This window comes from Rhizobium sp. CFBP 13644 (assembly GCF_014842165.1).
Taxonomy (GTDB): Bacteria; Pseudomonadota; Alphaproteobacteria; order Rhizobiales; family Rhizobiaceae; genus Agrobacterium; species Agrobacterium tumefaciens_C.
Genome location: NZ_JACYVF010000003.1, coordinates 352,854 through 374,896, shown reverse-complemented (window position 1 = coordinate 374,896; position 22,043 = coordinate 352,854). Strand labels below are relative to the sequence as shown.

General features: G+C 55.9%; 18 protein-coding genes. 6 read left to right on the top strand and 12 right to left on the bottom strand.

The genetic code is table 11. From position 1 onward, the window contains the following. Nucleotides 1–42 precede the first annotated feature (42 nt). The 5 genes from IFT53_RS11160 to IFT53_RS11140 form a co-directional block, all read right to left on the bottom strand. Complete coding sequence (locus IFT53_RS11160; protein ID WP_192064764.1) at nt 43–864, bottom strand: carbohydrate ABC transporter permease; 822 nt, start codon at nt 862–864, stop codon at nt 43–45. After that, on the bottom strand, nt 864–1,805 hold the full coding sequence (locus IFT53_RS11155) for a carbohydrate ABC transporter permease (RefSeq protein WP_409233731.1): 942 nt from the start codon (nt 1,803–1,805) through the stop codon (nt 864–866). Before IFT53_RS11155 ends, IFT53_RS11160 begins: the two co-directional genes overlap by 1 nt. Beyond that, on the bottom strand, nt 1,802–3,130 hold the full coding sequence (locus IFT53_RS11150) for an ABC transporter substrate-binding protein (protein ID WP_192064763.1): 1,329 nt from the start codon (nt 3,128–3,130) through the stop codon (nt 1,802–1,804). Before IFT53_RS11150 ends, IFT53_RS11155 begins: the two co-directional genes overlap by 4 nt. An 82-nt stretch (nt 3,131–3,212) precedes the next feature. Further along, a complete protein-coding gene (locus tag IFT53_RS11145) occupies nt 3,213–3,872 on the bottom strand; it encodes a GntR family transcriptional regulator (protein WP_192064762.1) in 660 nt (219 codons plus the stop codon). Nucleotides 3,873–3,884: 12 nt separating this feature from the next. Further along, a complete protein-coding gene (locus IFT53_RS11140) occupies nt 3,885–4,769 on the bottom strand; it encodes a dihydrodipicolinate synthase family protein (protein ID WP_192064761.1) in 885 nt (294 codons plus the stop codon). Nucleotides 4,770–5,198: 429 nt separating this feature from the next. Here IFT53_RS11140 and IFT53_RS11135 point away from each other — a divergent pair, with 429 nt between their 5' ends. After that, entirely contained in the window at nt 5,199–7,733 is a 2,535-nt protein-coding gene (locus IFT53_RS11135) for a DNA translocase FtsK (protein WP_244656287.1), read from the top strand. A gap of 49 nt (nt 7,734–7,782) precedes the next feature. On the opposite strand, the gene IFT53_RS11130 is transcribed toward IFT53_RS11135, so the two are convergent. Continuing rightward, the gene (locus tag IFT53_RS11130) at nt 7,783–9,780 is read right to left on the bottom strand and encodes a putative bifunctional diguanylate cyclase/phosphodiesterase (protein ID WP_192064759.1); all 1,998 of its coding nucleotides are present in this window, start codon (nt 9,778–9,780) and stop codon (nt 7,783–7,785) included. A 299-nt stretch (nt 9,781–10,079) separates the two neighbouring features. Here IFT53_RS11130 and IFT53_RS11125 point away from each other — a divergent pair, with 299 nt between their 5' ends. Then, nucleotides 10,080–11,141: a class I SAM-dependent methyltransferase gene (locus IFT53_RS11125; protein WP_192064758.1), complete on the top strand. Its 1,062-nt coding sequence runs from the start codon at nt 10,080–10,082 to the stop codon at nt 11,139–11,141. A gap of 123 nt (nt 11,142–11,264) precedes the next feature. Then, complete coding sequence (locus IFT53_RS11120; RefSeq protein ID WP_192064757.1) at nt 11,265–12,086, top strand: bifunctional allantoicase/(S)-ureidoglycine aminohydrolase; 822 nt, start codon at nt 11,265–11,267, stop codon at nt 12,084–12,086. A gap of 58 nt (nt 12,087–12,144) precedes the next feature. Here IFT53_RS11120 and IFT53_RS11115 read toward each other — a convergent pair whose 3' ends face one another. The 3 genes from IFT53_RS11115 to IFT53_RS11105 all read right to left on the bottom strand — a co-directional run bounded on the left by IFT53_RS11115 (nt 12,145) and on the right by IFT53_RS11105 (nt 15,861). After that, nucleotides 12,145–13,578 carry a family 16 glycosylhydrolase gene (locus IFT53_RS11115; RefSeq protein ID WP_192064756.1) on the bottom strand — a complete coding sequence of 478 codons (1,434 nt, stop codon included), beginning with the start codon at nt 13,576–13,578 and terminating at the stop codon, nt 12,145–12,147. 175 nt (nt 13,579–13,753) lie between these two features. Further along, the gene (locus IFT53_RS11110) at nt 13,754–14,539 is read right to left on the bottom strand and encodes a 2-keto-4-pentenoate hydratase (protein ID WP_192064755.1); all 786 of its coding nucleotides are present in this window, start codon (nt 14,537–14,539) and stop codon (nt 13,754–13,756) included. A 122-nt stretch (nt 14,540–14,661) separates the two neighbouring features. Then, nucleotides 14,662–15,861 carry a citrate/2-methylcitrate synthase gene (locus IFT53_RS11105; protein WP_197980205.1) on the bottom strand — a complete coding sequence of 400 codons (1,200 nt, stop codon included), beginning with the start codon at nt 15,859–15,861 and terminating at the stop codon, nt 14,662–14,664. 87 nt (nt 15,862–15,948) lie between these two features. Here IFT53_RS11105 and IFT53_RS11100 point away from each other — a divergent pair, with 87 nt between their 5' ends. Further along, on the top strand, nt 15,949–17,070 hold the full coding sequence (locus tag IFT53_RS11100; protein WP_192064754.1) for a citrate synthase/methylcitrate synthase: 1,122 nt from the start codon (nt 15,949–15,951) through the stop codon (nt 17,068–17,070). 45 nt (nt 17,071–17,115) lie between these two features. Here IFT53_RS11100 and IFT53_RS11095 read toward each other — a convergent pair whose 3' ends face one another. Genes IFT53_RS11095 through IFT53_RS11085 form a run of 3 tightly spaced genes read right to left on the bottom strand, consistent with a single transcriptional unit; the run spans nt 17,116 to nt 19,291 of the window. Continuing rightward, complete coding sequence (locus IFT53_RS11095) at nt 17,116–17,991, bottom strand: amidohydrolase family protein (protein WP_082249808.1); 876 nt, start codon at nt 17,989–17,991, stop codon at nt 17,116–17,118. Between the two features lie 22 nt (nt 17,992–18,013). Then, on the bottom strand, nt 18,014–18,466 hold the full coding sequence (locus IFT53_RS11090; protein WP_192064753.1) for a MarR family winged helix-turn-helix transcriptional regulator: 453 nt from the start codon (nt 18,464–18,466) through the stop codon (nt 18,014–18,016). Nucleotides 18,467–18,496: 30 nt separating this feature from the next. Further along, nucleotides 18,497–19,291: a crotonase/enoyl-CoA hydratase family protein gene (locus tag IFT53_RS11085; RefSeq protein WP_192064752.1), complete on the bottom strand. Its 795-nt coding sequence runs from the start codon at nt 19,289–19,291 to the stop codon at nt 18,497–18,499. Nucleotides 19,292–19,426: 135 nt separating this feature from the next. Here IFT53_RS11085 and IFT53_RS11080 point away from each other — a divergent pair, with 135 nt between their 5' ends. Both IFT53_RS11080 and IFT53_RS11075 read left to right on the top strand, forming a co-directional pair. Next, nucleotides 19,427–21,283 (top strand): feruloyl-CoA synthase, encoded by a 1,857-nt coding sequence (locus IFT53_RS11080; protein ID WP_192064751.1) that lies wholly within the window; start codon nt 19,427–19,429, stop codon nt 21,281–21,283. Then, nucleotides 21,280–22,041, top strand: coding sequence for an SDR family NAD(P)-dependent oxidoreductase (locus tag IFT53_RS11075; protein ID WP_192064750.1), 762 nt, complete (start codon nt 21,280–21,282; stop codon nt 22,039–22,041). The genes IFT53_RS11080 and IFT53_RS11075 overlap by 4 nt, the downstream gene beginning before the upstream one ends. Nucleotides 22,042–22,043: the final 2 nt, after the last annotated feature.

The window sequence follows — 22,043 nt, the reverse complement described above, 5'->3', positions numbered from 1 at the left end:
GGTGTCCAGTCCGGAAATCCTTTGGACTTCCGGGGCAGGGCGCTAGCCTCCCTTGACTGCGCCGGCGGTCAGGCCAGCAACGATCTGTTTTTGCGCAAACATGGTCAGCAGCAGCACCGGCAGGGTGACGATGAGCGCAGCTGCCGCCAGCGGACCCCAACTGACCTGTTCGAAGGACAGCATGTTGTAAACCGCAACAGGCAGGGTTCGCGTTTCACGGCTGGCCAGCACAATGCCGAACACGAAGTTGTTCCAGGAGAAGATGACGGCCAGAATGAAGGACACGACGATGCCGGGCTTGGCGATTGGCAGCGCCACGAGGCGGAAGACCTGCCAGGACGTCGCGCCATCGATGCTTGCGGCCTCTTCCAGCTCCTTCGGCGTGGTCTCAAAATAGCCGATCATGATCCAGACCACGATTGGGACAGTGACGACCAGATGGATGATGATCTGAGGCCAGAGCGTGCCCAGCAGGTTCAACCATTGGAACAGGAGAAACAACGGAATGAGAAAGGAAAGGCCGGGTGTCATTCGGGCAATCATGATGACGATGGCTGCTTTTTCGGCCTTCAGCCGTGCAATGCCATAGCCTGCGGGTACGCCGATGATGAGTGCCAGGAATGTTGCAGCGCCGGTGACCAGCACGGAATTCCAGAAATAGAGGAAGAAGTTGTTTTCCTCAAACACCTTCACATAATTCGACCATGCGAAGCGTTCCGGAATGAGGATTGGCGGATAGGCACCATTGTCGATCTCGTATTTCAGCGATAGCGAAATCATCCAGAGAAAGAAGAGGATGACGGGCGAAATCATGACGAGTGCGACGAAGAACAGGCCAATCTGGTCCAGTGTCTTGCGTTTCATCAGCGGTCCTCCATCTCGTTCCATTGGCTGCGGGCGCGCACCATCAGCAGCACGAAGGAGAGCGCGACGATGACAATGAAGAAGACGACTGCCATGGCTGAGCCATAACCGATGTCGTAGTAGGCGAAGGCGGTGTTGTAGAGATAGATGTTGATCGTCTCGGATGCCGTGCCGGGACCGCCCTGGGTCATGGCGTAGATAATATCGAAACTTTTGACGGCATCGATGGAGCGAATAATCACGGCAATCATCAGAAACGGTGCGATCATTGGCAACGTCAGAAAACGAAACTTCTGCCAGGCGTTTGCGCCGTCGATCTCCGCACTTTCATAAGGCTCGCGTGGAACGGCAGCGAGACCACCGAGCACGATCAGCATGACCAGTGGCGTCCATTGCCACGTCTCCACCAGAACCAGTGATGGAATGACGGTGGACTGGTTATAGATCCACTCCAATGGGCCGATGCCGACGAATGAGAGAAGATAGTTCAGCACGCCGAGCTGCGGGTGGAACATCATTGTCCAGACAAGCGCGATGGCAACCGGCGTCGCCATCATGGGCATGACGAAGACGCCGCGCAGGAAACCACGAAGCGGGAATTGCGCATCGAACAGCAATGCCGCCAAGGTGCCGAGGAACAGCGGTGCCACGACCGACAGGGTCGTATAGACAAGCGTATTCCACAGGGATTCCCAGAACCGGGCATCACTGGCCAGACGGATATAGTTGTCGAAGCCGATAAAGCTCTGCTCTTGCCCCAGTGTCCAACGCTGCGCGCTCATCCATAGGGTAAAGACCCACGGAAAAACGATAACGGCTGCGATGACCACGAGTGCGGGAATGACGAAAGGCCAGTAGTTGGGAGCAAGCCGCGTGGGCTTGCTCCTTCTGATCACCTTCGTCGTTTTGACGGTGTTTGCTATGCTGACGGACACTTTTATCCCTCGCTGCGCGCCAGAACAGGTGCGAACTGTTCGGTCGCCTTCTTGAGTTCGGCTGCCGGATCTGCGCCACCAATCATGTTGGTGAGGCCTACGCCATAGATGTCGCGGAACTCCGTCACCGGAATGATGACCGGAAGCGCGAGCTTGGAAACCTTGCCGGAGCCGACCACGGCATCCAGCCACTCCGCAGGCATTTTTACGCCTTCGCGAACCTTGGCATCTTCGAGAATGGACTGCCGGAACGGCACGCCGGCACCAGCCTGCAGAAGACGGGCACCCATGTCATGGGAAATTGCCCATTGGCAGAACAGATAAGCTGCCTCTTTCTTCTGGCTGGCTTCGACAACGCCAAGGCCATCTCCGAATGTGCCTGCGGCCTGCGCAGCCGGGCCCTTTGGCATGACGCCGTAGCCAGCCTTGCCGACAACACGGGATTTTTCCGGATTTTCGATTGGCGGTGCAAAGCCCACGCCATCCAGCCACATGCCGATCTTGCCTTGAAGGAAGGCGGACTGCGCTTCAGCCCAGTTGAAACCGGAAACACCGGGAGGTGCGGCTTTTGTCATCAGGCGTTGATAGAGCGCTGCCGCTTCCACCGCCTCTTTCGACTGTGCATCGATCTTGCCGTCAACAATCGGAGCGGCACCATAGCCCAGCATCAGCGATGTCCAGACAGGCGTATTGGCGTTCTTCAGCCCGCGTGCCACGAAACCATAGGTGTTGGTGGAAGGATCTGTCAGCGTTTCTGCCGCCGTGACGAGCTCCTCGAAGGTCTCCGGATATTTCAGACCCTTTGCCGCGAACAATTCCTTGTTCCAGTAGAGGATCCAGTAGTCCACGGAGAATGGGAGCGAACGCAGGACGCCGTTGCTGTCCTTGGCAAACTGCATCCCGGCCTCGGCAAAATCGCTCTCGGTGAGGGACGGATCTGTCAGGGACGGATCTTTCAGGAAGCCGCTGATATCGGCCAGCCATTTGCCTTTTTCGAACTGGCGCTTCTGCACATGATAGCTCAGGTGAACAACGTCAAAGCTTGGCTTGCCGGAGGACAGTTCGATGACGACCTTCTGGCGCTGCTGCTGCTCAGGCGTCGCCTCGGCATTGACCTTGATACCGGTCAGTTCTTCAAATTCCTTGATGTATTTCAAAAGCGTTTCGCTGCGCGGGCTTTTGACGAGATTGACTTCCAGCGTCGTGCCGGCGTGTTTCTTCCAATCGACAGCAGCCGAAGCGGGGCGAATGCCGAACGCGGCAGTTCCGGCAATGGCTGCCGTTCCCGCCATGAATGCCCGCCGTGTCGGCTTGAGCAATGAATGTGTCATATCTTCCTCCTCCTGTTTGGCCGAAAATCTCCTCACCTCCGGCCGATTGCTTATGCATGTTCCTATCGGATCAACCGATCGTCTAAACTGCCAGCGCCCTGTCTCGCGCATTCTTTATGTGAGCGACGAGCCTTTCGGCGGCTTCTTCCGGCGCTCGACGCTCGATGGCTTCGAGGATCGTCAGATGCTCGGCCATGACGGATTTGACATGGCCCGCGATGCGAAAACGCTCCTGATTGATGAGGCGCATCTTGATGGAGTTGACCCGGTAGGCGTTGGATATGATGGAATTTCCCAGTGAATCGATGAAAGCGTCGTGCATGCCCCAGTCCACCGCTTGCGCACGGGCATCGAGCTCAGGAGACCCTTTTCCCGATTCCGCTGCCTCTGCTATATCCCGGTGATCGTTCAACATCTTGCCGATGGCCTCATCGGAAGCTGTTCGGGTAAAAATCGCAACGGCCTCTTTCTCGAGAAAAATGCGAAACTGGAATGCCTCACGGATGAGGTTGATGTCGATATGTGCGACCTGTAGCCCGCGTTGGGGCACAGTGATGATCAACCCATCCGCCTCAAGTCTCGGAATGGCCTCACGGATTGCGCCAAGCGGCAATCCGGTTAGCTCTACCAACCGTCTTTGTGAGATGAACTGGCCTGGGCGAACATCACGCGCGAGAAGATGATGCGTAAAGCTCTCATACGCTTTCTCTCGCAACGTCGTCTGTTCGCCAGTCTCATCCATGAACTATCCTTTTCACGCGGCTTTGCTGTTGAAAAGCTGCTCGAATGCAGCAGATAGCTTTGTACGGTTTTCTGCGGAAATGGAAACCAGTGGCGCGCGAACCGAGTGCCAGATTGGCTCGCCGGTGACGTGAGAGACCAGAACCTTGACTGCCGGTGTGACCGGATACTTCAGCAATTCAGCAACCAGGTCTTCAATGCGCTTGTCGTCTACGCCATCAACAGCCATGGAGCGAACCTCTTTTGGCAGGAAGTTCGCCACACCGGAGATTGCGCCTTGCCCACCAAGACGCACGCCTTGCGCCAGATGGCGTTCATCGCCAATCAGAATAATGAGATCGCGATGCTCTGCAAGAAGACGCTGCGTGTAGGGCCAGTCGCCAGAGGAATCCTTGACCCCTGTGACGACGCCCGGAAATGCGTGACGCAGGCGACCGATCAGTTCGACCGACAAGGTGACCATCGTGACGGATGGGATGTTATAAACCAGAATGTCGCGGGCGCTGCTGCCAAGTTGGCGGAAGACCGTTGAGAACCATTCGAAAAGGCCGTCATCGCTGACATTCTTGAAATATGAGGGCGGTGCCAGAAGAATGTTCCGCACGCCAATATCAAGGGCTTCGCGAGACTGATCCGCGGCGTCTTGCGCCGAATCCACCAGAACGCCGGTGACAATGTTGCCCGGATCTATACCCGCGCTGACGGCGGCGGCTAGCACATCAGTGCGTTCGCGAGCGCCGATCGAGCTGCCTTCGCCGGTGGTGCCAAAAAGGGTAACGCTGTTGCAGCCAGCTGCGAGCGAGCGCTTGGCTTGGCTCACCAAGCCTGCGGTGTCGATGCTGCCATCCGGCGCAAAGGGTGTCGTAAGTGCTGCCGAAAGGCCAAATTTACCAGTCAAATGCCTGCTCCTCCAAAACTGACATCAGCTTGATACGCCATTAACATGTTAGTTGTAAAGATAAGAACAGTTACTTTGTCCTAAAGTTTTCCTAGCCCTGCATGAAGGCTGCTGTAGAGGCGTAAATTCGCCCGGGAAACGGCCAAAATTCTGCCTTTGAGGCCGCAAATCGCTGGTTTTTACGGTCTTGGATGCCGTTGCTCGCCAGACACACCCTTACATTAGGCCTGGAAAAATCACCGGGAAGGGGGCTTTGGCAACATGTGATTAACCTTTATTTTCTATTGAATTGGGTGTGCCAAATGTCCGTTTATGATGAGTGTACAGGCTGTGATGCGTATTCCCCGTTCAAATTTAAATCATTCCATCAATACGATAGAAGAGAGGGGACCGAGACCAGCCGTTGCGGAGCCGGGCGACGCCCATGATATGGTGCCATTGACCGCTGATCAGAAGGCGGTGATGGGACATAATGCCGATCAATTCGCCGCAAATGCGATTGAGGGACGTGATGACATGCCTCTCTGGCAGAAGGCATTTACGCTGGGCCCGAACGTGCGCTTTACCCGCACCCCACAAAATCTTGTCGCTGGAAAGCAGGTCGCCGGTGTTGCGCCGGGCAAGGCCGATGATGAAGCTGTGGCTTCTGTCGCTGTCGAGGTGCCTGCTATTGGCGAGGAAATGCCAGTTGTTCAGCCGGAGCCCGCCGAGCGCCGCATTGCCAAACCGGCCGTGCTGCCGCAGCCACCGGGTGCCATCGGTGCGCTTGCATTGACATATCGGCTGCGCCGCGAGCTTGCCTTGAAGGAACGGGAACAGATCGCCGTCGCCCCCGAGGCAGAAGAGGCCGTTGCTACAGTTGCCGAGCAGATCGATGTTGCCTGTTTTCCAGCAGAGCGCAATGCGCCCATCGATGTGCCAGCCTTTGCGGACGTGCTTTCGGACGAAATGTTCTGGGAGGTTATGAACCTCGATGTCGGCACCGCAATTCTGCCGCCCTCACAGCCACTACGGTTGGCCGAACTGGTGCGCGTGAAAGCCCAGCGCGTGACCACGGCAACCACGCCTGTTGCCGCAACCGTACCTGCTGTCACCGTTAAGGCTCCAATGCCTGCCGTGCAGGTGGTGGCCCAACCGCTTCCAGTCGTTGAGAAGCCAGCATTCGCAAGGCTGGAGGGATCGGCGGTCTCGCTGTATCGGCAGGTCGACGTCAAACCTTCGCGTGCCGTGGAAGTCGCCTCTGTCGAGCCTATGCCCATCGTCGAGCCAATCGAGGAGGTGATCCCGGTCGCGGCAGCTGCCGAGCCGCAGATGGCTGAGCCCGTGTTGGTGGCAGCGCCGCGCCGCGAAATGCGAACGGCGGCCCGTAACGCCAATCAGCCGATGTTTCTGGATGCGCCGGTGTTCGGTGAGGGCGAGTATGAGTTCCCGCCCATCGATCTGCTGCAAAAGCCGCAGGTTCTCCAGACAACGACAATGACACCTGAAGCGCTGGAGCAGAGTGCCGGGCTTCTCGAAAGCGTTCTGGAAGATTTTGGTATCAAGGGCGAGATTATCGATGTCCGGCCTGGCCCGGTCGTGACCCTTTACGAGTTCGAGCCTGCGCCAGGTGTGAAGTCTTCTCGGGTCATCGGCCTGTCGGATGACATTGCTCGCTCCATGTCGGCGCTCTCTGCCCGTGTGGCTGTGGTGCCCGGCCGCAACGTGATTGGCATCGAGTTGCCGAACCCGGTGCGTGAGACGGTTTATTTCCGTGAGCTGATCGAATCTCCCGACTACTCCGAAACGCGGATGAAGCTGGCGCTTTGCCTTGGCAAGACCATTGGTGGCGAACCCGTTGTGGCGGAGCTTGCCAAGATGCCGCATCTGTTGGTGGCGGGCACCACCGGTTCGGGAAAATCGGTCGCGATCAACACGATGATCCTGTCGCTGCTCTACCGGTTGAAGCCAGAGGAATGCCGCCTGATCATGGTCGACCCGAAGATGCTGGAGCTCTCCGTTTATGACGGTATTCCTCACCTTCTCACGCCCGTCGTGACCGACCCGAAGAAGGCCGTTATGGCGTTGAAATGGGCCGTGCGCGAGATGGAAGACCGCTATCGCAAGATGTCGCGTCTGGGTGTTCGCAACATCGATGGTTACAACGCTCGTGCGGCTTCGGCCCGCGCCAAGGGCGAAACCGTGATGTGCAACGTGCAGACCGGCTTTGATCGCGCCACCGGCGAGGCAGTTTACGAGCAGGAGGAGATGGACCTCACGGCCATGCCTTACATCGTCGTCATCGTCGACGAGATGGCCGACCTGATGATGGTTGCGGGCAAGGAAATCGAAGGTGCAATCCAGCGGCTTGCGCAGATGGCGCGTGCGGCGGGTATCCACCTCATTATGGCAACCCAGCGCCCCTCGGTCGATGTCATCACCGGTACGATCAAGGCGAACTTCCCAACCCGTATCTCGTTCCAGGTCACGTCCAAGATCGATAGCCGGACGATCCTGGGAGAGCAGGGCGCAGAGCATCTGCTCGGGCAAGGCGATATGCTGCATATGGTCGGTGGCGGGCGCATCTCACGCGTTCACGGCCCCTTCGTATCGGACGAGGAAGTCGAAAAGGTTGTTGCGCATCTGAAGACGCAGGGGCGCCCAGAATATCTGGGTACTGTGACCGAGGATGCCGACGAAGCCGACGAGGGTGCGGAAGAAGACAGCACTGTCTTCGACAAGTCAGCCATGGCCGAGGACGATACCGCAGACCTTTACGAAAAGGCCGTCAAGGTGGTGCTCCGCGACAAGAAGTGCTCCACGTCCTATATTCAGCGTCGCCTGTCCATCGGCTACAATCGTGCGGCCTCATTGGTTGAGCGTATGGAGCAGGAAGGTATTGTTGGGCCAGCCAACCATGTGGGCAAGCGCTCCATCATAAGCGGTGATCGTGAACTGTGCGAAGTGCCGGGCGCTGTGGATTGACAAAGGGATCAGAAGGCTTCCGCAGTCGCTGACTTCGGGAGCCTTCACTTCAGGTTGCCCGCATCAGCTTGGACAGGGGCATCCGGTACGAATTCGGTGCGTGCAGATTTTCGATGGGTCCTGGGCGGCCCACGTAATAGCCTTGAACCTGATCGATCCTGAGTTCTCTCAGCAATGCCAGTTGTTCAGGCGTCTCCACACCTTCGACAAGGATTTTGTGGCCGCGATTGCGGATGAGGCTGATGATGTCCTTGAGCATCGCCTTCCCGCGAGGCGTATGGCTATCATGGAGAAAGGACTTATCGATTTTGACGGTGTCGAAATCAATCAGTCGCAACCAGGAAAGTCCAGCAAATCCGGTGCCGAAATCATCGAGCCAGATGCGGATGCCCAAGGTCTTGAGATCACTGATGCAGCGCAAGACATCGGAGTTCATATCCATCTCCAGCCCCTCGGTAATCTCGAATGCAAGCCTGCTGCCCGCGACACCTACCTCACCGAGAATGCCGGCGACCGATGTAGCAAAACCCGGGCTCTTCAGTTGCATAGGTGATACGTTGACGCTGACGACAGACATGGAATCGCAACGCAGAACCTGCTGGCATACGGCACGGATGGCCCACAGGCCAAGATCCATGATGACACCGTTGCGCTCGGCAATCGGGATGAAGATGCTGGGCGGTACCGACGTTCCATCGAGCAGGTGCAGGCGCATGAGAGCTTCGACGCCGCTCAACTCTCCCGATGAAAGGTTTTTGATCGGCTGATAGACCAGCGAAACCAGTTTCTTCTCTATCGCGATGTTCAGGAGCGCGGCGACATTTTCTGTATCGTCGCTGTTGAGGGGATCTGTCGGGTCGAAAAGTTTGACGGTGTTGCGACCGTTTGCCTTGGCGAGATAAAGAGCCCGGTCTGCCTCGTTGATCAAGCGCTCCAGTTTTGGGTCTGGCTGCTTTCGCGTGTAGGAGGCCCCAACGCTGACAGTAATGACCGATGTGCCATCCCGCCGTCTTTCATGGACAAGTGCCATGTTTTCGACTGTATGCCGAAGCGTCTCTGCGATATGTTCAATGTCTTTCAGCGTCTTGAAATGGGCGAGCGCTATGAATTCCTCGCCACCATATCGACCGATCACGGCATCGAAACGGCTCAGACTGGCTTCAAGGGTTTGAGCGACCTGCACAAGGCATCGGTCGCCTTCCTGATGTCCGTAATAATCATTGTACTTCTTGAAGAAATCCACATCGATCAGAAAAACGGCGAAGTTTCGTTCGTTGCTCGCCCATTCATCCCAAAGATGACGCAGCCTGCTGTCAATGGACCTGCGGTTCTCCAGTCCTGTGAGGGGATCGGTGTTGGATAGGCGCAGTAGCGCTTCGCCGCGCTGTTCCGCTTGCCGCTGCTGGAGATTGGCTTCAACCGCATTGAGGAACACCTGATAGCGTTCCCGGTTGAGGCGCAGGTTCACATAGGACGTGAAGACGAAGCAGGTGAGGTAGAACGTGCCGAACGTAATCTGGTAATAGATGTCTTTGTGAATATGGCTCAGCGCGACGAAATAGATCACCAAGATGACAGCTGACGCGACGAGTGACAGTGAAAAACTGAAGGTGAAGAACAGGTTCGCGCCCATCATGAAAATCGCACCGAACACCATGTAATAGGACATGTTGACGGTGTAGCTGGTCATCATTGCTGGCACGACCCAGCCGATATATCCGCAGATCAGAGCGATGGCGCAGGCGATATCCAAATGGTTGGTTTTCGCATTGGCGCGGATCTGCGTCTCCAGCGTCAGCAAAGCCGCAATCCCGACCACGAAGCGCGCAAACATTGTGTGCGCTGAAACATCGGGAATGAGAAGAACATCGGTGATTGAAAAGAGGAGATAGAGCGGCACGGCTGTCCACAGCCCGTGCCTTATGGCCGTGCGCCTTTTGGCATCCGCTTCTTTGAGAAAGACTTTACGCAAATTACTCTCAGACCGTTTTTGCGTATCGTCTCCGTTCAAGTCAAGCTCAACCAAATCTACCAAAGTGTGCGTCATGCACTTACCTATAGGTTGTAATAAATCTGAATGTCTGCTGTCGTGAATAGTTGAAAATTTATCTATTCACTTGTCGTTTTGCATGGCTCTACGAGGCCGATCTCCTAGGCTATCGCAGTGAAACACCCGCAAAGCATGAATTCTATCCTTTTAATTTTCTTTAAGGAGCGGCAAATGCACAATCCAAATTGCATTTACCTTAATAAGAAGTTTCGCGAATATTAGCACTTTATAGGCGAATCCTTGATTGACACGAAGACTGATTACGTCTGAATTCACGTTTAGTTAACAAGACGTTAATGAGGAGAGTGCGAGTGTCCCAGCTTTTGAATAGAAATTTTGATGGTGAAAGTCTTATTACTCCAGAGGCCATGGCGAAGGAGATATTTTCTTCTGATACTGGCAATTTCCAAGAAAATTTCGAGCTTGGAAAAGGAGAGGTCGCTCTTATCCTCAATCTCGCAAGCCAGCAGATTTCAAGTGGGCAGGCGCCGCGTAAAATAATACATGAAATGGCCGGACGATTACATCAGCTGCGGAATAAATACGACTCCGGCGTGTGGTTAACCCTCGTGCCTATTATCCAGAGCCACCCTGTTTCCGAATATTTTCTCCAGGATCCCTTCACATATTGGTCGCATGAAAAGCCGCGTGGATATTCTGGCGATGCGCAATTGCTGGACTTTATTTACGGCCACCCCAGCGTCCAAAGCCGCATCGACGCAGCGTCTCCCATCGGCGCCGAACTTTATGCCTACACCCGCGATGCCTCTTCTTCGGTTGCCGTTAGGGAGCGGCGGGACATTCTCACAAAATATGTCGATGAACTGGCCGAAAGACACGGACCAGAGACGGAAATTTTGACCATCGCTGCCGGCCATCTGCGGGAAGCCAACCAATCCAAGGCGCTGGCAGACGGTAAGATCAAGCGCTGGGTGGCGCTGGATCAGGACCCTCTGAGCATTGGTGCCATAACCCGGGATTTTGGTCATACATGCATTACGGCCGTCGATGGTTCCGTTCGCGGCATCCTCTCTGGCCGCCAGCAGTTTGGTACTTTTGATTTCGTCTATGCCGCTGGCCTCTATGACTACCTCGTGGACAAGGTCTCCATCAAGCTGACGCGCCGTTGCCTTGATATGCTGAGGCCCGGTGGCACCTTCCTGTTTGCCAATTTTTCGCAGGATATTGGCGTTGATGGTTACATGGAAAGTTTCATGAACTGGGCATTGCTGCTCCGCACCGAGCAGGACATGTGGAACATCATCAACGCCAGTGCTGATCCATCGACAATCGAAGCAGAGGTGTTTTTCGGCGAGAACCGGAACATCGTCTATGGCGTGATCCGTAAAAAGCACTGATCATCGACAGACGTCACAGCGCGCCGCCTGCACGAGGCGGCGCTGAAATCCTGATGCAAGCGATTCCATTTGCTGCCGAAACGCTTTAAGCATTTCACGACGTAGCATGCTTTGGAGTGCATCATGGAAAACAGGCGATATTATTCAGACTTTGGCGGGCTTCCCGGCCAGACCGAACTGCTGTCAAGCAAGGCGACATTCACGACGGCCTATGCGGTCATTCCAAAGCGTGTGATGTCAGATATTGTGACGAGCGTGCTGCCCCATTGGCGTGACACACGGGCGTGGATCATCGCGCGTCCCATGACCGGTTTCTCCGAGACATTCGCTCAGTATGTGATGGAAGTCATGCCCGGTGGTGGCAGCGACAGGCCGGAGCCTGATCAGCGCGCGCAGGCGGCAATCTTCGTCGTCGATGGAGAGTTGAGCATTGAATATAACGGCCAGCGACATGCGCTGAGAGCGGGATCTTTTGGCTATATTCCTGCCGGGAGCGAATGGACGATTCGTGCAGAGGGCTCAATTCCAGCCAAATTTCACTGGGTCAGAAAGGTGTTCGATGTGGTTGAAGGCCTTGAGTTGCCTCCTGCCATTTTCACGCATGAGGATGAGCATGAGCTTTCCGCAATGCCGGAAACCGATGGGAAATGGGCGACCACGCGGTTTATCGATCCGAGCGATGGCCGCTACGACATGCACCTCAATATCGTAACATTCGAGCCGGGCGCGACCATTCCGTTTATGGAAACCCATGTGATGGAGCATGGCCTTTTCGTGCTTGAGGGCAAGGCCGTCTACAGGCTGAACAATGACTGGGTCGAAGTCGAAGCGGGTGACTTCATGTGGTTAAGAGCCTTCTGCCCGCAAGCCTGCTACGCCGGTGGCCCTGGCCGGTTCCGCTACCTCCTCTACAAGGATGTGAACCGCCACGTTAAGCTCTGGTAGTTTTAGATATGCTTTGAATAAGAGACAGCGCCCCGACCATACAGGGCGCTGTCTCTGATCAGACTAGCAAGTGGTCTGTGGTAGAAGTCTGAGTTGCTGTGGTCGCGGGATCATCCAGCGAATAGGCGTGGATGTAATCGATTTTCATTTCCGAGCCGTTTGGCAAGCCGTTTGCAGGCGTTCCGGCAATACCACCAACGGCGAGATTGACCAGCATATACATGGGGTCATGCATATCGGCAGGCGTATCGATTTGCGCGACGGCCACGTCATCGAAATACCAGGTTATGTGCTCCGCATCCCACAGCATTCCATATTTATGAAAACCTTCCGTGCTGGCAACGGTGACGTTATTGATGCTGGAGGACTGTTGGCCCGAAGCGTTGGAGTGGGCAGACAGGATGAGCGAATTGGGATTCTGCCCCCGCATTTCAATCACATCGAGTTCCGGTGGCCAGCTGCCATCTTGCGGCAAAAGCCAGAAGGCAGGCCAAACGCCCTGTTCGTTGGGCATGTCTGCGCGGATTTCAAAATAGCCGTAAGTCTGTGAGAATGATGGGTGGGTCGTCAGCATGCCAGACGTATAATCATATCCGGCAACAGCATCGGAAATCAGGTCTGGCGTCGGCGCGGCCTTGATGGTCAAGACGCCGTTTTGAACGGAAAATGGATTGACCGATGAGGTGGGCTGATAGGCCGGGTTGATGTACCACTGTTTTTCCGAGTTGGTGTGAAGGCTGCCACCTTCCTCACCCGCCCACCAGAATTTCGGTTCCCACACGCCACTCTGGCCATCACTCAGCGAGAGCGCGTTAAACTCATCCGCGAATGTTGCGGTGAGCTGCGACCGGTCGAGTGTCAGCCTGAACTGGTTAGCACTCAGGTCGTCAGCCGTGGTGTTGGCAAGGACGACGCTTTCGCCATTGTCAAAATTCAGCCAGAGGTTTTCACCCTTTTGCGTGGATGCGCTGATGAGGTGATCAAAGGATGTCACGCCATAACCATCGAGCCGGATCGTGTCATCGGACCCGAAATCTGTAATCAGATCCGTGCCGTTGCCCTTGGCGAACACGAAGGTATCTGCACCGCCGCCGCCGGTCAGAACGTCATTGCCCGCACGACCGTCGATCGTCTGCTTGCCGGAGCCACCGCGGATGATGTTATCCAGTGAATTTCCGAAGGCGTCGCGGCCATCACCTGTAACGATAAGGTTTTCGATATTGGTGGGAAGCGTATAGCTCATCCAGGTGTTGATCGTATCCACACCCGCATTCGCTGCTTCCGAGGCGCGATTGATGGTAGAATAGAGATAATAGATATCGTTACCGGTGCCACCATGCATGGTGACATTGACGCCGCTATCACCCCACATGGAATCGTTTTTGGTGGTGCCATATAGGTTCGGGCCGGAGCCGGTTGCCGAGAAAAAGCCGGTGGATGTGTCGCTATAATAAAGCGGCTTCCCAACAGCATTCATGATTGAGCTCGCCATCGACTGGCCTCCTGTTACACCGTTCACCGACAATGCTAATGTAACAGGGATGCGATTTTCGTTTGCGGCGAAAATGAGAATAATGGCCCGTTGAACCCTGTGAAAAGTCATGGGTGTTCAGGCCGATTAAAAAATCGTCAGAGGCATCCAGATGGCGCGATAGGGCGTCTGCGCCTCAATGCTGGAGAGACAGGTTGAGAGCCGCGATTTCGCCCCAGCTGGCCTTGATCGTGGTCTGCCCAGACAGGCGGATGAGGCCGCACAGGCTGCCTGTTGTCACCACCTGACCCCGCGTTAAACCACCGAGATGATCGACTGGACGGTTCGCATAGGCCAGGAGTGGAGCAACGGCGTCGCCCTGCGGATGTTTGGCTGGCGCATCTAGGAGAACCGCACCATCGGCTTCCAGGCGAAGAGAGGGCAGTGTTTGATCTTCGTGGAGTACACGCTCGATGAGGGATCTGTCGATTTCCGGCCCTAGGACGAAAGAGTGGTTGCCCAGCCGGTCCGCCAGAAAGAGCGGAAAGGGTGCGTTGTTTTCTTCAATCAGGCGATAGCTGACAAGTTCTGCCCCCAAATGCACAGATGCGATTTGCGCGAGAATATCGTCGCGCTTATATGCCCGTCCTTCAACAGGGGCAGGAATATCGTTTGACAGAACAAAGCAGATTTCGATCTCCACTCCCACTGCACCCTTTTTGGGAACGGTCCCAGTTCTGGAGTCGTAGACATCAATCAGAGGTGCTGCGACAGCCCGCCCGCCGCTGAAAGAGACTTTCCAGCCGCCAACTTCCTTGCCGATGGCAGCTGCCGAAATCGCCTGAGCGGCCATACCTGTTTCGATTGTCTCGGGAACGAGGCCGTTTGCTTCCAGTTTTGCAGCGCTGAGAAATGACTGCTGCTTTTCAGCCTCGGCGAGAATAGCGCCAAGTCTTATGTTCGCGCCCGTCATTATTGTCATGCCACACCCTCCCGCAAAGCAACGTCAAGGTGATTTCATTGCAGTCATTCGTGATGCTTGCAAGTGGAGCGCGGACAGCGACAATCGAATTGCATTTTCTTCAACACTTATTCGATATGAATCTATAATCCCTCATCAATTTGAGGTGGCGGACCACTATAGCGCGAGCGCGGCCGTATCAACTTATCCTCCTGAAACTGCTCCATTGCATGAGCCAACCAACCCACTGTGCGGCCAATGGCAAAGAGCGATAGGGCCGAGCCCGGGGGAAGCCCTAGCTCTCTGCGAATGGCAACCAGCGCCACATCAATGGTGGGCAGTTTGCCTGTGGTGTCGATAACGGCATCGATTAAGGATTGCCGCTTTTCGTTGTGTGGCAACAGGCACAGCAGCGCCGCTGCGCGCGGGTCTCCATCCGGATAGAGGGGGTGATCGAAGCCCGGCAACCCGTCGCCGCGCCGCAACCGTTTTTCCACCACTGCTTCGGCATCTGACGCTTGGTCAATGTCGTCGAACAGCAGTTCGACAAGGCTCGTCATCCCGCCATGCAAAGGCCCGCTGAGTGCCGAGAGACCGGTGTTCAGGCACGCTCCCAGCGATGCGCCAGTTGACGCAACGATGCGCGCGGCAAAGGTTGACGAATTGAGTTCATGATCTGCCAGAAGAACCAGCGCTTGACGGATGATATCTGCGCCAGCGGCATCCAGACCCCAGCCGTTCGCCAGGTGCGCGTGGGTTGGCTTAAGGCTCGGATGGGTGCCGGTGGCTGCGGCGCTGATGGCATGCAACAAGGCCACAGCGCTGGGCCATATTTTGCCCCGCTCCCGCTGCCAAGATGTCATGCGGCCCGCATCCACGAAGGATAGCAGCGCCTGACACCGCTCCGTCAGAGGCAAATGCTGTGTGCGCTCGACCAGCGACCTGTCCCACTCGTGGTTTTTCGATACCAAAAATGGATCATGCTCGCCGCATCCCCATAGAAGCCGTGCCACGTCCTCGAGAGTTTTGTCCTTCGCCAATGCCACCGCATCCTGCCCGCGATAGAATAAACGGCCATCCTGTATCAGCGTGATGCCGGACGTCAGCACCGGCAAACCCCAATCAAGCGTGGTCGCCGCCACATCGCGTGGCTTGCGGCCAATCGACTTGCTCTTCTTCAGTTTGCCGATGTCATGAACGCTGTAAAGCCGACGACGTGGATCGTCAGGTGCTTGCGTGGTGCGAACAAGGCCACGGCTAACATAGGCGTATAAGGTTGCTCGACTGATGCCGAGGGTTTGCGATGCGGCTTGGGCATCGATGAACTGATCCTGTGCGTTCAAAATTTTCTCGACATTGATTGATTGAATCAAGATTGATCATATTGATTCAATCATCATTCTTGCAGAAGTCAATCTGTGAGGATCATCATGCAAAACCTATCGAAACCTGTATTGCCAAGCTTCGCTTCAGACCCTGTCAGTCCTGGCCTTGAAAATGTCGTCGCGGCCGAGACGGTTCTCAGCCACGTCGATGGCGTTGCGGGGCGTCTCATCATCCGCAGCCATGATCTCGACGCTCTCTCCGATCAGAGTTTTGAGGCGGTTCTTGGCTTGCTTTGGAAGGGTTTCAGCAGCGGCCCGTCCGATGAGCGCGAAATTCAAGAAGCGCTCGGGCGCGCACGTTGCCGGGTCTTTCAGCGGCTCGAAAAGCTTTTGCTCAATACGCAGGAACTCAGTCAGGTCGAAGCGCTCAGGCTGCTTCTGTCGTCATTGGCAGATACGGAGACGGACGATCACCATGTTCTGGCGGTGGCCTGTGTTCCAGTATTTGCTGCGGCCATCATCCGTGAGCGTGCTGGTCTGAAGCCCGTCGCCCCTCGTGCCGCCTCGGGCCATGCAGCAGATTTTCTGTACATGTTGTATGGTCAGGAATCGGCACCTGAGAAGGTCAAAGCTCTCAACGCCTACCTTGTGACAGTAGCGGACCATGGGCTGAACGCCTCCACTTTCACCGCCCGTGTCATCGCTTCGACGAAGGCTGAAATGTTTTCTTCCGTCATCGGCGCGCTTTGTGCGCTGAAAGGCCCGTTGCATGGCGGCGCGCCAGGACCCGTGCTGGATATGCTCGATGCAATTGGCGATGAAGCCAACATCCAGACTTGGCTTGCCAATGCGCTGGCGAATGGACAAAGGTTGATGGGCTTTGGGCACCGGATCTATCGCGTCCGAGATCCGCGTGCAGATGTATTGAAGAAGGCCGTTTCTGAATTGCGGGAAGATGGTGGGCGCATCGCATTTGCCAAGGCCGTGGAGAAAACGGCGCTTGAGTTGCTGGCGCAGAAAAAGCCGGATCGGCCTTTGCAAACCAATGTCGAATTCTATACCGCACTCGTGCTGGAAGCCGTTGGTTTCCCGCGTGAAAGCTTCACAAACGTCTTTGCAGCCGGACGCATGGCGGGGTGGACAGCCCACGTGCTGGAGCAAGATACCGTGGGAAAACTGATCCGCCCACAGTCGCGATATATCGGCCCCATCCCTGTTGCGATGTAATGTCTTGCCCGGTGCAGCAGCATTGCTGCATCGGGCACCAAAGTCTTAAAGCTTGAACAGCTTACGCGCATTGTCCTTGAGAATGAGTGGCCTGACCTCGTCGCGGATTTCGATTTTCTCGAAATCAGCAAGCCACCGGTCTGGTGTTATCGCTGGCCAGTCTGAGCCGAACAGCATTTTGTGCTTCAATATAGTGTTGGCATATTGCACGAGGATCGGCGGGAAATATTTTGGCGACCAGCCAGACATGTCGATATAGACATTCGGCTTGTGGGTCGCCACGGCCAGCGCTTCTTCCTGCCAGGGAAAAGAAGGGTGGGCCATGATGATCGGCATATCCGGGAAATCCACGGCCACATCATCGAGGTGAATGGGGTTTGAATATTTCAGGCGCATGCTCATCCCGCCGCGCAGGCCTGCTCCAACGCCCGTCTGGCCGGTGTGGAAAAGGGCAATCGCACCTTCTTCCTGAATGGCTTCGTAAAGCGGATATGCCATGCGATCGTTGGGATAAAAGCCTTGCATCGTTGGGTGGAATTTGAATCCCTTGACCCCGAATTCGCGAACAAGACGCCGCGCCTCGCGCGCCCCGGTCTTGCCCTTCGCGGGATCGATAGAGGCGAATGGGATCATGATGTCGCTGTTTTCAGCCGCGATTTTAGCGACCTCTTCATTGTCGTAACGGCGAAAGCCCGTTTCGCGCTCTGCATCCACGGGAAAGATCACGCAGCCGATTTTGCGTTCGCGGTAATAGGTCGCGGTTTCCTGAACCGTAGGCAGCATGCCCTGTGCGCCAGCCGGATTTCTGAAGTAGCGCGCCATTCCGGCCTGAAACTCGTGATAACCGTCGTCGCGTTGGCAACCGCATGGTTCTTCGGCGTGCGTGTGCACGTCGATGGCGATCAGCTCGTCAATGTTCATCATGTCCTCCCACAGAACGAATTTAAATGCCGATAAATTTCCGCAGCAGGACAAGCAGCTGGTCCCGCTCGGCTTGCGTGAGTGCACCTGCGATACCTTCCTCGTAGGCAAAAAACCATTCGGAGGCGATGTCGGCTTCCTCTTGTCCCTTCGTAGTCAGCGTCAGCTCTACTGCTCGCCGGTCCTCATCGGGAATGTTGCGGTAAAGCAGGCCCTGATCTTCCAGCGCGCGGATAAGTTTGGTCATGTGGGCGCGCTTTATCATCAGGCTCTGGCCAAGAATGCTCTGCCTGATGCCCGGATTATTGCGAATGACCCACAAAACCGAAAACTCGCCCGGCTTGAGACCATGTTCTCCCACCTCGGAAAAGAACTGCTCGTAAACTCTGAGCTGCGCCAGCCGTAACAGGAAGCCCGGGGCCGTGTTCAAGCGGCCGAAATTGACGGTTTCAGGTGTCCGGACCAGCGTTTCCATGTCTTTATCCTTGCGTGTGCTCAGCGAATTCTAGTCCTCGCCCGGCGCTTTTACCTTGGCAACGCGCTTTTCGAGGAATGCCCTTAGCCGCTCTTCTGCTTCAGGGCTTGTCGCTGTAAACGAAGAAATGAAGGATTCGACGAAAAGGCCATCTTCCTTTGCCATATCCTGAATGCGTGGCAATGCGTTAATCACGGCGTAATTGGATATTTCAGCATTGCTCGCTGCTTTCTCGGCAAGAGCGATGGCTTTTTCGACAGCTGTTCCTGCCTCAACCACATATTGAACGATGTTCCAACGCTCCCCCTCATCGGCGGAAACCACGCGGCCCGTCAGCATCATGTCGGTCATGCGGGCAACGCCGGTCAAACGTGCAACGCGCACAGAGCCGCCGCCGCCAACGAAAATACCGCGCTGTCCTTCCGGAAGTGCAAAAAAGGCAGCCTTATCAGCCACGCGCACATGGGTGGATGCTGCAAGCTCCAGCCCGCCTCCAATCACTGCGCCATGCAATGCTGAAAACCAGGGAATTGTGCCATGCTCGATGCCAGCGAAAACGGCATGCCAACGACGCGAACCGCGCACGCCTTCGATCGGCGTCTTCTTGACATGCTCGGCCAGATCCAGACCGGCACAGAAATGGTCACCATGGCCGAACAGAACCGCTGCCTTCGCCTCGTTCTGCGCGCGCGCCACGGCCTGGGCGATCGATTCAACGAAGGCGTCGCTGATGGCATTGCGTTTTTCTGGCCTGTTGAGACCCACAAGTGCGATGTTGCCGCGCAGTTCGTAAGTTACAAAATCCCGATGCTGATGATCGCTCATCTGTGAAAGCCTCCCACACAAATCTGCATTCCGTTGATTTGATTGTTTACAGATAGATTGTTTCCTTGTAAACAAATTTGACGAGTTGACAGAGCGCAACTCTATTAGACACGCGATTGACGTCTGGGAGGAGTCATGAACGAGAACGCTAGCGGACGCGTTAAATTCTGGTCACCGAAGCTCGGCTGGAGCCAGGGCAATGACGGCTCAATCAAGGTATGGCGGGAAGATCCGCTTGGCGCTTATCCCGATAAGATGAACGCAAGGCTCGTGCATTGGGCACGCGTTGCGCCAGACCGAATCTGGATGGCGGAACGGGATGGTGATGCCTGGCGGCGTGTGACCTATCATGATGCGCTGCAAAGTGTCCGGCGGATTGGTCAGGCCCTGCTCGATATGGGACTGAGCGTCGAGCGACCACTGGTCATTCTGGCAGAAAACTCCCTTGCGCATGCGCTTTTGGCGCTGGGTGCGCAACATGTTGGCATTCCCTCAGCCGCCGTTTCGCCAAGCTATGCATCATTCTCAGGTGAGTTTGAAAAGCTGCGCGACATTGCCAATCAAGTCACGCCCGGCCTTGTCTTTGTTGAAGACGGCAGCCGCTTTATGGATGCGGTCGATTATTCTTTCGGGGCAAATAGTCCCGTCGTCGTGCTGCGCAATCCTCCAGCTGGTCGCGGCAACACGCATCTGTTTTCAGACTTGCTGCAAACATCTGCTACCGTCTCTGTCGATGAGGCCTTTGGCCGGACGGGGCCCGATACGATTGCAAAATTCCTGTTCACGTCAGGCACGACAGGGTCTCCAAAGGCTGTCATCCAGACCCAGCGCATGCTCTGTGCCAATCAGGAAATGATTGCGGATTGCTACGCATTTCTGCGCGATGAGCCGCCCGTTATCGTGAACTGGAGCCCTTGGAACCACACGGCTGGCGGCAACAAGCTTTTCAACAATGCCATTTACAATGGTGGCACCTATCATGTTGACCACGGTAAGCCGTCTCCTCAGATGATCGGCAAAACCATTGCCAACCTTCGTGAGGTCTCGCCGACCTGGTATTTCAACGTGCCTGCGGGTTATGAGATGCTGGTGCAGGCCATGCGTGATGATGCAATCTTGCGCCAGAGCTTCTTCAAGGATTTGAAGCTGATGATGTATGCGGGCGCTGGAATGGCGCAGCATACATGGGATGCCCTCAACGTGATGGCCGAGCAGACAATCGGCTGCCGCGTTCCCTTAGGCACGGGGCTTGGGGCAACGGAAACGGGTCCATTTGCGCTCTATTGCACGGATCCCCAGGACGAGCCGGGCAATATCGGCATTCCCGCTCAGGGCATGGAAATGAAGCTCGTACCTTATGAGGATAAGTATGAGTTACGCCTCAAAGGGCCGAACATCACTCCCGGTTATTGGCGGAGCCCCGAATTAACGGCGAAGGCCTTTGATGAGGAAGGTTTCTACCAGATCGGTGATGCCGTGCGTTTTGCCGATCCCGCAGATCCGTCGAAAGGCTTCATCTTTGATGGCCGCACCGCGGAGAATTTCAAGCTTCAGACAGGCACGTGGGTTTCCGTCGGCAAGTTGCGGGCAAAACTTGTGGACGATTTCGGCGGACTGATATGCGATGCCGTCATCACCGGCGAAAACCGCGCGGAGTTGGGCGCGCTTGTCGTTGCCTCTTTGCCTTCAATGCGTGAGATCATTGGGGCAGAGGCCAGCACCATGACGGATGAGGAAATTTTTGCGCATCCTGATGTCAGGCACGCGCTCGCGACCCGTTTGAAGAGCCATCAAATGCGTGCCACTGGCTCTGCCACACGGGTCGCGCGTCTGCTCATCATCCGGGAAGCGCCTCGTATCGACAAGGGTGAGATCACCGACAAGGGTTCGCTGAACCAGCGCGCCATGCTGTCTCACCGCAAGGATCTTGTGGAAACTCTTTATCTGGGATCGCCCGACGTCATTCTGGCCGAAAAGGAAATCGCGGCATGAAAATCGAAGGCTCAAGTGCTGTCGTTACGGGTGGCGGGTCTGGTCTGGGTGAAGCCGTTGCGCGCCTTCTGGCCTCCAAGGGTGCAATCGTGCATGTGTTTGACCGTAACGCTGACGCTGCCGTCAAGGTGGCCAGCGAAATTGGCGGCTCAGCGGTTGCTGGCGATGTGACGAATGGGGACGACGCCGAGAATGTCTTGGCGCAGGCAGCTCAAGCTGGTGATGGCTTGCGAATTCTTGTGAACTGCGCGGGCATCGGGCCTGCCGCCCGCATTCTGGGGCGTGAGGGGCCAATGCCGCTGGCCGCATTCCAAAGCGTCATCAGCGTCAACCTTGTTGGCACGTTCAATATGATGCGCCTGGCTTCGGCCCATATGGCGAAAGCTGAGGAGCGGGACGACAAGGCGCGTGGTGTCATCGTCAACACAGCCTCGGTCGCAGCTTTCGAAGGTCAGATAGGGCAGGTGGCCTATGCCGCCTCGAAAGGCGGAATTGTATCGATGGCCCTTCCTGCCGCACGCGAACTTTCCCGTTTTGGCATTCGTGTGAACACGGTGGCTCCCGGGCTTTTCCTCACGCCACTTCTGCACGGCTTGCCGCAGGAAGCGCAGGATAGTCTGGCAGCGGACATACCCTATCCGGCACGGCTGGGCGATCCCGCCGAGTTTGCCGATACCGTCCGCTACCTGATCGAAAACCAATATGTGAATGGTGAGGTCATCCGTCTGGATGGTGCCATTCGCATGCAGCCGAGGTAGCG